A 13,846-nucleotide genomic window follows, 5' to 3' on the forward strand; every position below is an offset into this window, starting at 1 on the left:
GTCCGACCTCAGGAGGACACGACAGATGGCGCACCAGGAGACGACGTCGGGGACCGGCACGACGGCGAAGGTGTCGCTGCTGACCCTCACCGCGATGGTCGTCGGGTCCATGGTCGGCGCCGGGGTGTTCTCGCTGCCGCGCCGGTTCGCCCAGGAGACGGGCGTCATGGGCGCCCTCATCGCGTGGGTCGTCGCGGGCGCGGGCATGCTGATGCTCGCGTTCGTGTTCCAGCGGCTCGCGATGCGCAAGCCCGACCTCGACGCCGGCGTCTACGCGTACGCGAAGGCGGGCTTCGGCGAGTACACGGGCTTCTTCGCAGCCGCCGGCTACTGGGCCAGCGCGTGCGTCGGGAACGTCACCTACTGGGTGCTCATCATGTCGACGCTGGGGCAGTGGATCCCCGCCCTCGGCGCCGGCGACACGGTGCTCGCGCTCGCGCTGTCCACCGTCGGCCTGTGGCTGTTCTTCCTGCTGGTGCGGCGGGGGATCAAGGAGGCGACGGCGATCAACCGGATCGTCACCGTCGCCAAGATCATCCCCATCATCGTCTTCGTCCTGCTGGCGCTGTTCGTCTTCGACCCCAGCGCGTTCGCGGAGAACTGGGGCGGCGCCGACTACGCGGGCTCCCTGTTCGACCAGGTGCGCGGCACGATGCTGGTCACGGTCTTCGTGTTCCTCGGCGTCGAGGGCGCGAGCGTCTACTCCCGGCACGCGAAGCGCCGCGAGGACGTCGGCCGTGCCACCATCCTCGGCTTCGTCAGCGTGTTCGCCATCTTCGCGTCGGTGACGATCGTGTCCTACGGCATCATGCCGATGAGCGAGATCGCCGAGCTGCGACAGCCGTCGATGGCGGGGGTGCTCGAGGCGGCCGTCGGCGAGTGGGGCAGCGTCTTCGTCGGCGTCGGCCTCATCATCTCGGTGCTGGGGGCGTACCTCGCATGGACGCTCATGGCGGCGGAGGTGCTGTTCGTCGCCGCCAAGGACCGCGACATGCCGCGCTTCCTCACCCGGTCGACCGACCGCGACGTGCCCGTCAACGCGCTGCTGCTGAGCACGTCCCTGTCGCAGGTCGTGCTGGTCCTCACGTACTTCTCCGAGGACGCGTTCGACTTCGCGCTCGACATGACCGCCGTCATGACGCTCATCCCGTTCCTGCTCGCCGCGCTCTACGCGGTGAAGCTGCGCGCCACGCGGGAGACCTACGACGGCGCGCCGCCGTCCACGCTGCGCGGGGACCTGGTCGTCACGGTCCTGGCGACGGTCTACACGGCCTTCCTCGTCTTCGCGGCCGGCCTGAGCCTCGTGCTGGTCTCGTTCCTCTTCTACGCGCCCGCGACCGTCCTGTTCGTCATGACGCGGCGCGAGCAGGGGCGCCGGGTCTTCAACCCCGCCGAGCTGGCGCTGTTCGTCGTCGTGGTCGCGATCGCCGTCCTCGCGGTGATCGGCCTCGCCGCCGGCTGGATCTCGATCTGACCGTCACCACCGACCGCACCGTCCGTCGTCCGACCGAAAGGTTCTCCCCATGACCACCGCACCGTCCGCGCAGCCCGCCGCCCCGGCCCACGGCGTCCACTCGGAGGTCGGCCGGTTGCGCAAGGTGCTGGTCTGCTCGCCCGGGCTCGCCCACGAGCGGCTCACCCCCACGAACTCCGACGACCTGCTGTTCGACGACGTCATGTGGGTGGAGTCCGCGCAGCGCGACCACCTGGACTTCGTCAACAAGCTCACCAACCGGGGTGTCGAGGTGGTCGAGCTGCACGACCTGCTGGCGCAGACGATGGCGATCCCGCAGGCGCGGTCCTGGCTGCTGGACCGCAAGGTGGTGCCGAACCAGGTGGGGCTCGGCCTGGTGGAGGGCACGCGGGGATACCTCGAGTCCCTGACCGACCGGGAGCTGTCGCGCTTCCTCATCGGCGGGCTCTCGACGCACGACCTGCCCGAGGACTTCCGCAGCGACTACGTGAACCTGGCCCGCGAGTCCACCGGCACCCCCGAGTACCTGCTGCCGCCGCTGCCCAACACCCTGTACACGCGCGACACGACCTGCTGGATCTACGGCGGCCTCACGCTCAACCCGCTGTACTGGCCGGCGCGCAAGGACGAGACGCTGCTGATGAAGGCGATCTACTCCTTCCACCCCGAGTACGTCGGCTCGCGGGTGTGGTGGGGCGACCCGGAGCAGGACTGGGCGCAGGCCACGATCGAGGGCGGCGACGTCATGCCCGTCGGGAACGGCACGGTGCTCGTGGGCATGAGCGAGCGGACGTCGCGCCAGGGCATCACCCAGTTCGCCAAGGCGCTGTTCGAGGGCGGCGACGTGGAGCAGGTCGTCGTCGCGGGGATGCCGCGGCTGCGCGCCGCGATGCACCTGGACACCGTGTTCACGTTCGCCGACCGCGACCTCGTCACCGTGCACCCCACGATCGTCGACGGCATCCACGCCTTCACGCTCCGGCCGTCGGACGCGTCGCCCGGCGTGGAGGTCACGGACGAGGGCGACACCCCGTTCGTCGACGTCGTCGCCCAGTCGCTCGGGCTGCCGAAGCTGCGCGTCGTGGAGACGGCGGGCGACGCGTACGCCTCCGAGCGCCAGCAGTGGGACTCCGGCAACAACGCCGTCGCCCTCGAGCCCGGCGTCGTCTTCACCTACGACCGCAACACGCTGACCAACGCGGCGCTGCGCCGCGCCGGCGTCGAGGTCATCACCATCGTCGGCGCGGAGCTCGGCCGCGGGCGCGGCGGCGGGCACTGCATGACCTGCCCGATCTCGCGGGACCCGCTGGACTGGTGACCTCCGGCGGGCGCCCGCCGGAATACCCGTGGCCCAGGTCACTGTTCGACCCGTCGTGACCCTCCTGACGCGCGCCGCCGCCTTCCTCCACGAGCTGGACGTCCTCGAGGCCCTCGAGGCCGCGACCGCCGTGCAGGTGGACGTCGCCCGCGAACCCGGCCGGCCCTGGCGCGGCTGGGTGGTGCAGCTGGGCCACGACCTGTACGTGCGCTCCGCGCCCGACGCCGCGCGGCGTGCCGGCGGCGGGCGGGCGCACCTCCAGGTCGACGGCACCCGCCAGCCGGTGGTGCTCGCCGAGGTGGCGCCCGAGCTGCACGCGCTGCTCGACGACGCGTACCTGGCGAAGTACGGCCGGTGCGCGCCGGAGAAGGTCGGCGCGGTCACCTCCGACGCCGCCGCCGCGAGCACGTTCCGCGTGCGGCTCCGGCGGGCGACCTGGGGCGAGCGGGTCGCGGGGGCCGCGGCCGCCGCGCGCCTCGCCCTGCGCCCGCGGCGTGCGCAGGAGCCCTGCCCGAGCTGCTAGACGGCGCCGACCTCGGCCGGCTCGAGCCGCGCGTCGAGCATCCGGGCCGTGGCGTCGACGGAGGCCAGGGTGGACGCGTCGTGCGACACCAGCAGCGTGGCCGCGCCGGTCTCGCGGGCCAGGCCCGTGATCAGCTCGACCACGCGGGTGCCGCGCTCGTGGTCGAGCGCCGACGTCGGCTCGTCGACCAGCAGCACCTCGGGACGCCCGACCAGGGCGCGCGCGATCGCGACGCGCTGCCGCTGCCCGCCCGACAGCTGCGCGGGCCGCTTGCCCGCGTGGTCGGCCACGCCGACGGCGTCGAGCAGCTCCAGGGCCCGCGCCCGCACGCTCGAGGGGCGGCGGCCCCGCAGGTGCGCGTGCAGCTCCAGCTGCTCCAGCGCGGTGAGCGAGCCCAGCAGCTGCGGCGACTGGAACACCATGCCGATGCGGTCCAGGCGCGCGCGGGTCGCGTCGGCCACCGTCGTCGTGGGCGTGAACACGACGTCCTCGCCGAACCGGACCGTGCCGCGGGTCGGGTTGGTCAGCCCGGCGGCCACGGCCAGCAGGCTGGACTTGCCCGCCCCGGACGGGCCGAGCAGGGCCGTCGTCGTGCCGGCCGGGACGGCGAGGTCGACGTCGTCCACGGCGGTGAGCGTGCCGTCGCCGTCGGGGTAGACGAGGGTGACGTGGTCGAGGTGCAGGTCCATGAGGTCCTCCGGGTCGTCGGGGTGTCAGCGGGTCAGCGCGCCGCGAGCGCGGCGTGCGGGTCGATGCGGGTGATGCGCGCGATCGAGACGGCGGCTCCCGCCAGGCCGAGCAGCACCAGGGCGGCGGCGGGCACGAGCGTCGTCCCGGCCGTCACGACCACCGGGACGACGTCGGGCAGCAACGAGGCGCCCGCGACCGTGAGCCCCGTGCCCACCGCCACGCCGCCGACCAGCAGCACGGCGGCCTGCCCGAGCGCGTCGCGCAGCAGGTAGCGGGTGGAGGCGCCGAGCGCCTTGAGCACCGCGACGTCCCCGGACCGGCCGATGGTCCACACGGTGAAGAACGCGCCCACCACCAGCGCGGAGATGGCCAGCAGGAACGCCTGCATCGTCGTGAGCGACGTGTTCTCCCCGGCGAACGACGTCACCGCCGAGCGCGCGTCCGACGTCGTGACCGTCGTCGTGCCGAGCGAGGCGTCCGCGTCGGCCAGGGCGGCGTCCGTCGGGCCGTCGTCGGAGGCGCTGAGCGCCACGACCGTCGCGACGTCGTCGCCGCCGGCCCCGCGTGCGCCGACCGCCTGCCAGTCGTCGAGCGTGGTCCACACGACCGGGGTGTGCGAGAAGGACTCGTCGGCGTCGACGGTCGTCGCGACCGTGAGGTCGGCGCCGCCCAGGGTGACCGTGTCGCCGGTCCGCGCGCCCAGGGCGTCGGCCGCGCCCGGCGTGAGCACGACCGTGCCCGGCTCGACGTCGCCCGTGCCCGGCACCAGGTGGGAGCCGTCGGCCACGCCCAGCGCGGTGACCGACGCCGTCGTGCTGTCCGAGCCGGCGCGCGTCGTGGCCAGCCCCAGCGGCTCGGCGGACTCCACGCCCGGCACCTGCGCCCAGCCCTCCCACTGGTCGCTCGTCACGCGCGACGCCGTGAACTCGGGGGAGTCGCCGGCGGCGGGCATGGAGAACGCGAGGTGGTCGGCGGGCAGGTCGGTGACCGCCGACGTCGACTCGCGGGCCAGGCCCGCCGTCAGGGACGCGAGGAACGTGACGAGGAACGTGATCAGCACGATCACCACGGACATGAGGACGAAGCGGCCGCGGGCATGCTGGAGATCGCGCAGGGCGACGAACACGGGAAGACCTCCACGGGTCGACGGGGACGGGGATGCCTCCAGCCTCCGCGCCGGACGGCCCGCGATCATCGGGAGCCGGGGGGATCCTGCGGCGCCGAAGGGTGGCCGGGCCGTTCCACCTTTTGGACGATGCGCCGCGCCGCGGCGCGGCTACCGTGGACGGGGTGATCCACCGCCCCCAGCCGTCGGCGACGCGCGCCCTCATCCTGGGGCTCGACGTCCTGCTCGCGGCGCTCGCCGTGGTCGCCGTGCTGCAGGCCCCGCCGGGGCGGACGTGGGCGTCGGCCGCCGTCGCGGCCGTGCTCGTCGCGGTCTACGTCGCGGGGCGCCGGGCGGTGCGGGTGCACGACCGTTCCGTCGACACCCCGCGCGGCGTCTGGTGGCCCGACACCGCGTGGATCGCCGCCCTCGTGGTCCCGTGGGTGGTGCTGCTGTGGCTCTCGCCCGCGGCCCTCTGGCTCGCGTTCCCGCTGATGATCCTGGAGATGCACGTGCTCGGGCCGCACCGCGGCGTCGTCGCGGTGGCCGCCACGACGGTGCTCGCCGTCGCGGAGGGGCTGCTGGTGCAGGCCGACGCCGACGACCCGTGGACCGGGTTCGTGCTGGGCCCCGTGCTCGGTGCGGCGGTCGCCGTCGGGGTCGTGCTCGGGATCGAGGCGTTCGTCCGCGAGTCGCAGACGCGGCAGCGGACCGTCGACGAGCTGACCCAGGTGCGCCAGCACCTCGCGCAGGCCGAGCGGGAGCGGGCCGTCACGGACGAGCGGGCCCGCCTGGCGCGCGACATCCACGACACCCTGGCCCAGTCCCTGTCCGCGATCGAGCTGCTGCTGCGCGCCGCCGACGACGCGGTCGGCACCGACGACGACAGGGCCCGCGACCTCGTCGGCCAGGCACGCGGCGCCGCCCGCGACAGCCTCGCCGAGGCGCGCCGCGTCGTGCAGGACCTCACGCCGCGCGACCTGGACCGCACCACCCTCGTCGCCGCGCTGCGCGGCGTGGCGGCGCGGCAGCCCCTGGACGTCTCCGTGCACACCGCCGGCGACGTGCGGCCCCTGCCCGTGCCCGTCGAGACGGCGCTGCTGCGCATCGCCCAGTCCGCCCTCGCCAACGTGGTGCAGCACGCCGAGGCCGGCCGCGCCCGGCTCACGCTCACCTACGAGCGGGACACCGTCACCCTCGACGTCGTCGACGACGGGCGCGGGTTCGACCCGGAGGCCGTCGCGCGCGCCGCGGGGGCCACCGGTCGCGGCTTCGGGCTGCCGTCCGTCCGGTCGCGGGCCCAGGAGCTGGGTGGCAGCGTCGCGCTCGAGTCGTCGCCCGGCGCGGGTACCGCCCTGGCGGTCACGCTGCCCGTGGAGGTGGAGGAGCCATGATCGACGTCGTGCTCGCCGACGACCACCCCGTGGTGCGGGCCGGGCTGCGGGCCGTGGTCGACGGGCAGCCGGACATGCGCGTCGTGCACGAGACCGGCACCGCCGAGGACCTCCTCGCCTGGCTCGACGCCGGCGGCCGGGCCGACGTCGTCCTGCTCGACCTGCGGTTCGGCGACGCCGGCCCGGGGCGGTCGAGGCTCGGCGGTGCGGAGGCGACCGGCACCGTGGTGCACCGGCACGCGACGCCCGTGCTCGTCGTCACCACCTACGGCACCGACGCCGACATCCTCGCCGCCATCGAAGCCGGGGCGACGGGCTACCTCCTCAAGGACGCGCCCACCGAGGAGCTGGCCCGCGCCATCCGCTCCGCCGCCGCCGGCGAGGTCACCCTCGGCGCCGACGTGCAGCGTCGGCTCCTCGGCCGCATGCGCTCGCCGGGAGCGACCCTCAGCGCCCGCGAGCTCGAGGTGCTGCGCCTCGTCGCCGCCGGCCGGTCGAACGACGCCATCGCGCGCGAGCTCTTCGTCTCCGTCGCCACCGTGAAGTCCCACCTGGCGCACATCAACACCAAGCTCGGCACCCAGTCGCGCACCGAGGCCGCCGCCGTCGCCCGCGAGCGCGGGATGCTCTGAGCGTGGCCGGGTCTAGCGTCCAGTGCCATGACGCTCGACGAGATCTGCGAGAACGCCCGGCAGCTCAGCACCACCCACGGCTGGGACCAGAGCGATCCGGCGGCCCGGATGCTGCACCTCGTGTCCGAGGTCGGGGAGGTCGCCGATGCCGTGCGCGCCCTGCAGTCCGCGGGGGCAGCCGAGGTCGAGGATGCGAAGGCTGCCCTCGGGCTGGAGATGTTCGACGTGATCTGGAACCTGTGCGCCCTCGCGAACACCACCGGCGTCGACCTGACGGTCGCCGCGGCCGCAAAGATGCGGCTGAACACCACACGATCCTGGCCGGGACACCGGAGCACGGACACGCTTCTCCCCGAGGGTTGAGGGTGCGCAGGGTTGATGGGGCGCGCGGTTGAGGGTGCGCGCCGAGCACGTCAGAACGGCGGGTCCGTCAGGTCCACGGGCTCCGGTGGGATGAGCTCGCGCCCGGTGAGATCGACAGGATCGGCGACCGGGTCGCGGGACATGCGTCCCGTCGGTGACGTCCAGACGAGCGTGCCGTCGGCCTCTTGCCGTGCCTGCCACTGCGTCTCGTGCTTGAGCACGTGGTGGCGCCGGCACAGGTGGGCGAGATTGTCGACCGTGGTGCGCCCGCCGTCGGCCCACGCGACCGTGTGGTCGACGTCGCAGCGGGCGGCCGGGCGGGTGCAGCCCGGGAAGCGGCAGGTGCCGTCGCGCGCCTCGAGGTAGGTGCGCAGTGCCGCAGGGACGGCGTACGTGCCAGGGTCGGCGGACAGCAGCGTGCCCGACACCGGGTCGACGAGCAGGCGGCGCAACGAGGGCGCCTGGGCTGTGAGGAACGCCGCGACCCCCGGGTCGATCGCGCCGTGACCCGTCAGCTCGGCCGGCTCGCCCGAGCGGCCGAGCAACGTCAGCACCGGCACAGTGACCCGTACCCGCGGCGTGATTCTGCGGGCATGGTCGGCAAGGTCCGGTACGAGACCTGCGACCAGCTCTGCCGCCAGCCCTTCTCCGGGCCGCGCCGCACCGGTGCCGGACACCTGCGCACCGGAGCGCGTCACCGTGTCGGGGTGGGGACCGGGCGAGGCCTCGGTTCCGGCCAGCAGGAGAGCGGCATACGCGTCGGCGCGGAGCTGGCCCACGGTGCGATCGTCTCCGGACTCTCGGGCGGTGCGTGCTGCGGTGGTCAGGCGGTCGTGGGCCGCGTGGGCGGTCGTGGCGGGGAGGTAGGCGCTGAGCCAGGCCATGCCGTCGGCCGCGGGGTCGACGAACACGGCGCGCTTCGCGGACGCCCTCTGGTGCCGTCGCTCGAACGGCTCAGGGTGCGCACGGTCCCGGGCACGGCGCAGGAAGGCATGGAACTGGGCCGGCGTCGCCGTCGCCGCCCGCGGGAGCGCCTCGGCCTGGACGGCGGCTCGAGCCTGGGCGTCGGGGAGGTCGGCGAGGACGTCGGCCATCGCCGTCGCGTGGCGGGCGCCGATCCGGCCGCGGCACAGCTCGGCGAGCGTGGCGGAACCGGACGAGGTCAGGGTCCGTGCGGTCTCGACGAGGTGGTCCGCCTGCCGCTCGCCGACCCGCAGCGTGGTCGCGACGTCCGCCACGAACGCGCGGCGGGCCAGCTCGTGCTGACGCGCCGTACCCGCACGCAGCACCCGCAGCTGCTCGCCCGCCAGCAGGTCGGGCTCGCACCGCGCGGCGGCCCGGCGCGCTCGCTCGACGGCCAGGAGCTTCTTGCCCTCCAGGGCGTCGAGTCGCGCCTGGATCCGCGCCAGGTCGTCCAGGGCGACCGAGACGTCGTGGACCGTCGTCGGGCCGACCGGGGAGAGCACGTCGTCCCACGGCGTGGTGACGACCGGCAGGTCGTCGAGCGCTTGCTCGAGCACTGCGGCAGACATCCCCGCGTCACCTCCTCGACGTCGAGCGAGAGTCAGAGCCTGTGTTCGTGCCATGACTCGAACATGTGTTCGAGCCTAGCGAGGAACCCGACCCCGCACCAGGCCCGATACGCACCTGTGGAAAACCGTCGAGGCCCGCGAATCCCGTTGCCCCGGTGTCCGGCGCTCGGGCAGAGTCCGGCCATGACGATCCGCTACCCCCGCCCCCTGCGCCCCGGCGACACGATCGGCGTCACCGCGCCGTCGGCGGGTGTCGCGACCCCGCTCCACCGGCGACTGCTGCACGCCGCCGACGTCGTGCGCGCGAAGGGCTACGACGTCCGTCTCGGCCGGACGCCCACGGGCGAGGGGATCGTCAGCGCCCCGGCGGACGTGCGCGCGGCGGAACTCACGACGATGCTCACGGACCCGGCCGTGCGCGCCGTCGTGCCGCCGTGGGGCGGGGAGCTGGCGACGGACCTGCTGGGACGACTCGACTGGGACGCGCTCGCCGCGGACCCGACGTGGCTGGTGGGGTACTCCGACGTCTCGACGGTCCAGCTGCCCCTCACGCTGCGCACCGGCGTCGCCACGCTGCACGGCCAGAACCTCATGGACACGCCGTACGACGTGCCCGCCGGCCTGCTCGGCTGGTGGGAGGTCGCCTCGGCGGCGCAGGAGGGGGAGGAGCTGGTGCAGCGCTCGCCGCGGCGGTACCGCTCGTCCGGCTGGGACGACTACGAGAACGAGCCCGAGGTGTCGACGTGGACGCTCGACGCCGCCGGCTCCTGGCTGCGGCTCGACGGCGAGGACCCGGCCGCGCCGGTCGATGTCCAGGGGCGGGTGATCGGCGGCTGCCTGGAGACGGTCTCGCTCCTCGCGGGCACGCCCTACGGCGACGTGGCCCGGTTCGCCGCGGAGCACGCGCCGGAGGGCCTGGTCGTCTACCTCGACATCCTGGAGTGGGACGCGTTCGCGGTCGGCCGGGCCCTGTGGGCGATGCGCCACGCGGGCTGGTTCGACGCGGCGAACGCGGTGCTGGTGAGCCGCACGCACGCGCCCGACGGGGACGGCTTCACCCAGCACGACGCGGTCCGGGACGCGCTGGGGGACCTGGGGATCCCGCTCCTCGCGGACGTCGAGTGCGGGCACGTGCCGCCGTACCTCGCGCTGGTGAACGGGGCGCTCGCCCGCGTCCAGCACGGGCCCGAGGAGTCGGCGATCACCCAGCGCCTCGTGCCCTGACCGCTCGCCGCCTCCTGGCGGTCGCGGCCTGGAGGCCGCGGGCGGTCAGCCCCGGAACGCCTGCGGCATCACGTCGCGCGCCGGGCCGGTGCGGTCGAGGAACCCGACCCCGCCGGCCTGGAGCTCGCGGGCGGCGTCGACCAGCGCGGACAGGGCGTTCCAGGCGAACGTGCCGCCGACGGAGATCCGCGCGACCCCGGCGTCGGCCAGCTCCTGGGGCGTGGGCCCGCCCGCGACGAGCAGGGCGTTGACGGGCCGGTCGACCTCGCGGCAGACGGTCGCGATCGCGGCGGCGTCGCGCAGCCCGGGGGCGTACAGCACGTGGGCGCCCGCCTCCTGGTAGGCCTGCAGCCGCGCGATCGTGTCGGCGAGGTCGTCCCGGCCGTACAGGTGGTTCTCGCAGCGGGCCGTGAGCACCAGGTCGCCGGCCGCCTCGGCCGCGGCGGCCACGCGCTCGACGGCGAGGGCGCGGTCGTAGAGGGGCTCGTCGTCGCGCCCGGTCGCGTCCTCGACGGAGCCCCCGGCAAGGCCGGCGTCACGGGCCTCCGCGACCGTGCGGGCGACGTCGGCGGGGGAGTCGGCGAACCCGTTCTCCAGGTCCGCGCTCACGGGGACGTCGACGGCGGCCGCGAGCGCGGCGGCGTGCGCGAGGGCCTCGTCCCGGGTGACGGCGCCGTCGGGCCGGCCGAGCGTCGCGGCGAACCCGCTGCTCGTCGTCGCGACGGCGGCGAAGCCGAGGGCGGCGAGGACCCGCGCCGACCCGGCGTCCCACGCGTTCGGCAGCAGCAGCGGGTCGCCGGGGCGGTGCAGGGCGAGGAAGTCGGCGCGCATGCCGGGCACGCTACCGACGGGCGCCGACACGGGGTGCGGTCGAGGGGCGGGTATCAGTGCGGGATCGCGCGCGCTCTCCACGGGTAGGACGACGCGCGGCACCGCGCGGAGCCCTCTGACCGCGACGACGCGGCCCGGTGCTCCCGGGAGGGCGAGATGAGACGAGGACTGGGTGCGCTGACGGCCCTGCTGGTCCTGGCGACGGCAGCGTGCGGGGACGGCGGGGAGCCGTCGGTCGACGACGGCGGCGGCACGGCGACGGGCGGGACGACGTCCGAGGCGACGGTGCCCGGCGACGAGGGCGACAGCGGCAGCGACGAGGGCGACGACGACACCGTCGGCGCCGACGCGGGGGAGGACCTCGAGGAACCGCTGCCGCAGGCGGGCGGCAAGGCCCAGGCCGACCTCCCCGGCCTCCTCATGGGTGGCCAGGACTTCGTGCTCGTCGGCGACGCGTGGTGCGGGCTCGCCTCGATCCAGACGGACGGGTTGCCCGCCGGTGTGACCGTGGAGATCGTGCAGGTGACGGTGCGGACCGCGGGCGCCGCGCTGGCCGGTGCGGAGTGCGGGGAGCCGTGCGCCGGCGTGACGCTCGAGCCCGGCAACCTCTCGTGCGGGGTCGCCGTGCTGCCGCCCGATCCGGGGACCGAGCTGGTCGACGTCTCGTTCGACGCGACCGCCACCTGCAGCACCCAGGAAGAGTGCGACCAGCTCCGACAGGACCTGGAGGTCGGGAGCGTCTGGTCGATGTGCCATCCGCCCGGTGACGTCGGGTACGACTGCGACCCGGCGACCGTCGAGTCCTCCGACGCGGCGACGGACGAACCGGGCGAGACGGAGACCGGGGAGTCGAGCGAGGCGCCGGAGAACGAGGCGACCGAGACGCCTGAGGACGAGGTCACGCCGGGACCTGCCGACGAGCCCGACGACGAGCCCACCGACGAGCCCACGGACCAGCCCACCGACGAGCCCACCGAGGAACAGGGGCTGCCGTGACCCAGCAGCCGTCACCGGCCGCGCACGAGCCGAGCGTCCTGACGCGCGTCTGGTCGGTGCTGGGCACGGTGGTCGCCCCGGCGACGTTCGTCACGGCGATCCTGTTCTACTTCGGCTACGTCACGACGCGCGCGCAGTACCTGTACTTCGGCGTGGACGTCGACCTGCTCGGCTACAGCACGCAGGAGTTCGTCATGCGCAGCCCGCAGCCGCTCCTGGTGCCGATGCTCGCGGTGCTGCTCGTGGGGGCGGCGCTGGTGCTCGCGGACGCGGCGCTGCGGCGGCGGCTCACGGGGGCACCGGAGCCGGTGGTGCACCGGTGGACGCTCGCGTCGACGGTCGGCGGCGCCGTCGTGCTGGCGGTCGGCGTGGCGCTGATCGTGGCCTACCCGGCGCTAGAGGCCTGGGCCCCGTACCCGTTGGTGACCCCGCTGGTGATCGGCGTCGGGTCGGCGGGCCTCGCGTACGGCCTCACGTGGTCCCACCGGCGGCGGGCCACGGCAGCGCACGCCGCCGGCGCCGACGGGACGCAGGGGCCGACGCCGGGCACCGACCCCGCGCGCACCGCCGTCCTGCTGCTGGTGCTCACGGTGGTCGCCTCGCTCTTCTGGGCCACCGGCACGGTGGCGGAGTGGACGGGACGGGGTCAGGCCAAGGCGCTCGCCCGCGACCTGGGCGGCCTGCCCGCCGTCGTCGTCGACACCCCGCAGCAGCTGGAGGTGGGCGACCCGGCCGTGGTGGAGGAGGACCTCGCGGCCGGGGACGGCGCGTACCGGTACCGCTACCGCGGCCTGCGGCTGCTGGTCGAGGGCGGGGGCTCCCTCTTCCTCGTCCCCGAGAGATGGTCGCCGCACGGGTCGACGCTGGTCGTGCCGCTCGACGACGTCCGCGTGAAGCTCCGGTTCGTCAACGACCCGCCCTGAGCGCTCCCGCGCCTGCTGCGGGAGGATGTCGGCAGCACCCGCAGAGACGAAGGAGGCACGTCGACGTGAGCCGCGAGCGTTTCCCGCGCTGGGTCTACGAGAGGGGCACGGAGCCCGACCCGCGGTTCTCGCTGGCCAACGAGCGCACCATCCTCGCGTGGCTCCGCACGGCCCTGGGGCTCATCGCGGGCGGCACGGCGCTCGAGGCGCTGGACCTGCCCATGGAGCCGCACCTGCGCCTCACGTCCGCGATCGTGCTCCTGGTGGCGGGTGCCGTCGTCCCGGTCGCGGCAGCGGTCGAGTGGGCCCGCTCGGAGCGCGCCATGCGCGAGCACGGGCCGCTGCCGGGGGCGATCACGGGGTTCGTGCTGGTCGTGACCATCACCGTCGTGGGCATCCTCGTGTTGCTCGCCCTGCTGCTGCACTGAGGGCCACGCCGACATGACGGACCGTCCCCCGCCCCTCGTCGGGCCCGAGCGCGACCGCGGCCTCCAGGCCGAGCGCACCGCGCTGGCCTGGCGCCGCACGCTGCTGTCGTTCACGGCGGCGTGCGCGGTGGCGTGGCAGACGCTGCCCGGGGTGGACGGCGCGACGTCGTTCCTCCTCACCGCGGCGGTCGCGCTGGTGCTCACCCCTCCGCTGTGGTGGTTCGCCAAGCGGCACGCCGGGCACACGCACCGGCACCTCGACACCGCGGAGCCGCGCCTCCGGCACGGCCGGCGGATCGTGCTGATGTGCGCGGGCACGGCGCTGCTCGGGCTGGCCGGGCTGGTGGCCGTCGTCCTGTTCTGACGGCGCCGACGGGAGTGACGGCCGCATGCCGACGGATGCGGTTCACTGT

At 74.8% G+C, this 13,846-nt stretch carries 15 protein-coding genes; 11 read left to right on the plus strand and 4 right to left on the minus strand.

Translation table 11 applies throughout. The features are described 5' to 3' along the window. Positions 1-25: 25 nt before the first annotated feature. The 3 genes from ACFVS0_RS08500 to ACFVS0_RS08510 are packed head-to-tail and all read left to right on the plus strand — an operon-like array spanning position 26 to position 3,315. Positions 26-1,474: a basic amino acid/polyamine antiporter gene (locus ACFVS0_RS08500; protein WP_430562196.1), complete on the plus strand. Its 1,449-nt coding sequence runs from the start codon at positions 26-28 to the stop codon at positions 1,472-1,474. Positions 1,475-1,523: 49 nt separating this feature from the next. After that, entirely contained in the window at positions 1,524-2,792 is a 1,269-nt protein-coding gene (locus tag ACFVS0_RS08505; protein ID WP_430587703.1) for an arginine deiminase, read from the plus strand. 55 nt (positions 2,793-2,847) lie between these two features. Continuing rightward, positions 2,848-3,315, plus strand: coding sequence for a DUF2255 family protein (locus ACFVS0_RS08510; protein WP_430562197.1), 468 nt, complete (start codon positions 2,848-2,850; stop codon positions 3,313-3,315). Here ACFVS0_RS08510 and ACFVS0_RS08515 read toward each other — a convergent pair. Together ACFVS0_RS08515 and ACFVS0_RS08520 are read right to left on the minus strand one after the other, a co-directional pair. Beyond that, positions 3,312-4,004: an ABC transporter ATP-binding protein gene (locus ACFVS0_RS08515; RefSeq protein ID WP_430549265.1), complete on the minus strand. Its 693-nt coding sequence runs from the start codon at positions 4,002-4,004 to the stop codon at positions 3,312-3,314. The genes ACFVS0_RS08510 and ACFVS0_RS08515 overlap by 4 nt on opposite strands. A gap of 32 nt (positions 4,005-4,036) precedes the next feature. Further along, complete coding sequence (locus ACFVS0_RS08520) at positions 4,037-5,131, minus strand: ABC transporter permease (protein WP_430587704.1); 1,095 nt, start codon at positions 5,129-5,131, stop codon at positions 4,037-4,039. A gap of 164 nt (positions 5,132-5,295) precedes the next feature. Between ACFVS0_RS08520 and ACFVS0_RS08525 the strand changes: the two genes are divergently transcribed. Genes ACFVS0_RS08525 through ACFVS0_RS08535 form a run of 3 tightly spaced genes read left to right on the plus strand, consistent with a single transcriptional unit; the run spans position 5,296 to position 7,499 of the window. Then, positions 5,296-6,504: a sensor histidine kinase gene (locus tag ACFVS0_RS08525; RefSeq protein ID WP_430587705.1), complete on the plus strand. Its 1,209-nt coding sequence runs from the start codon at positions 5,296-5,298 to the stop codon at positions 6,502-6,504. Further along, positions 6,501-7,136: a LuxR C-terminal-related transcriptional regulator gene (locus ACFVS0_RS08530; RefSeq protein WP_430587706.1), complete on the plus strand. Its 636-nt coding sequence runs from the start codon at positions 6,501-6,503 to the stop codon at positions 7,134-7,136. Before ACFVS0_RS08525 ends, ACFVS0_RS08530 begins: the two co-directional genes overlap by 4 nt. 27 nt (positions 7,137-7,163) lie before the next feature. After that, on the plus strand, positions 7,164-7,499 hold the full coding sequence (locus tag ACFVS0_RS08535; protein ID WP_430587707.1) for a MazG nucleotide pyrophosphohydrolase domain-containing protein: 336 nt from the start codon (positions 7,164-7,166) through the stop codon (positions 7,497-7,499). A gap of 50 nt (positions 7,500-7,549) precedes the next feature. Here ACFVS0_RS08535 and ACFVS0_RS08540 read toward each other — a convergent pair whose 3' ends face one another. After that, positions 7,550-9,031 carry a DUF222 domain-containing protein gene (locus ACFVS0_RS08540; RefSeq protein ID WP_430587708.1) on the minus strand — a complete coding sequence of 494 codons (1,482 nt, stop codon included), beginning with the start codon at positions 9,029-9,031 and terminating at the stop codon, positions 7,550-7,552. Positions 9,032-9,214: 183 nt separating this feature from the next. Here ACFVS0_RS08540 and ACFVS0_RS08545 point away from each other — a divergent pair, with 183 nt between their 5' ends. Further along, positions 9,215-10,255, plus strand: a complete 1,041-nt coding sequence (locus ACFVS0_RS08545; RefSeq protein ID WP_430587709.1) for a S66 peptidase family protein — start codon at positions 9,215-9,217, stop codon at positions 10,253-10,255. 45 nt (positions 10,256-10,300) lie between these two features. Here ACFVS0_RS08545 and ACFVS0_RS08550 read toward each other — a convergent pair whose 3' ends face one another. Further along, complete coding sequence (locus ACFVS0_RS08550) at positions 10,301-11,086, minus strand: isocitrate lyase/phosphoenolpyruvate mutase family protein (protein WP_430562203.1); 786 nt, start codon at positions 11,084-11,086, stop codon at positions 10,301-10,303. 156 nt (positions 11,087-11,242) lie between these two features. On the opposite strand from ACFVS0_RS08550, the gene ACFVS0_RS08555 reads away from it, so the two are divergent. From ACFVS0_RS08555 to ACFVS0_RS08570, 4 genes are all read left to right on the plus strand, one after another. Continuing rightward, entirely contained in the window at positions 11,243-12,082 is an 840-nt protein-coding gene (locus ACFVS0_RS08555; RefSeq protein ID WP_430587710.1) for a hypothetical protein, read from the plus strand. Then, the gene (locus tag ACFVS0_RS08560) at positions 12,079-13,005 is read left to right on the plus strand and encodes a hypothetical protein (RefSeq protein WP_430587711.1); all 927 of its coding nucleotides are present in this window, start codon (positions 12,079-12,081) and stop codon (positions 13,003-13,005) included. Before ACFVS0_RS08555 ends, ACFVS0_RS08560 begins: the two co-directional genes overlap by 4 nt. A 65-nt stretch (positions 13,006-13,070) precedes the next feature. Further along, positions 13,071-13,433 (plus strand): YidH family protein, encoded by a 363-nt coding sequence (locus tag ACFVS0_RS08565; RefSeq protein WP_429730731.1) that lies wholly within the window; start codon positions 13,071-13,073, stop codon positions 13,431-13,433. 13 nt (positions 13,434-13,446) lie between these two features. Further along, on the plus strand, positions 13,447-13,797 hold the full coding sequence (locus ACFVS0_RS08570) for a hypothetical protein (protein WP_430562206.1): 351 nt from the start codon (positions 13,447-13,449) through the stop codon (positions 13,795-13,797). The last annotated feature ends 49 nt before the right edge of the window (positions 13,798-13,846 follow it).

The sequence above is a fragment of the Isoptericola sp. NPDC058082 genome (assembly GCF_042885055.1).
Lineage (GTDB): Bacteria > Actinomycetota > Actinomycetes > Actinomycetales > Cellulomonadaceae > Isoptericola.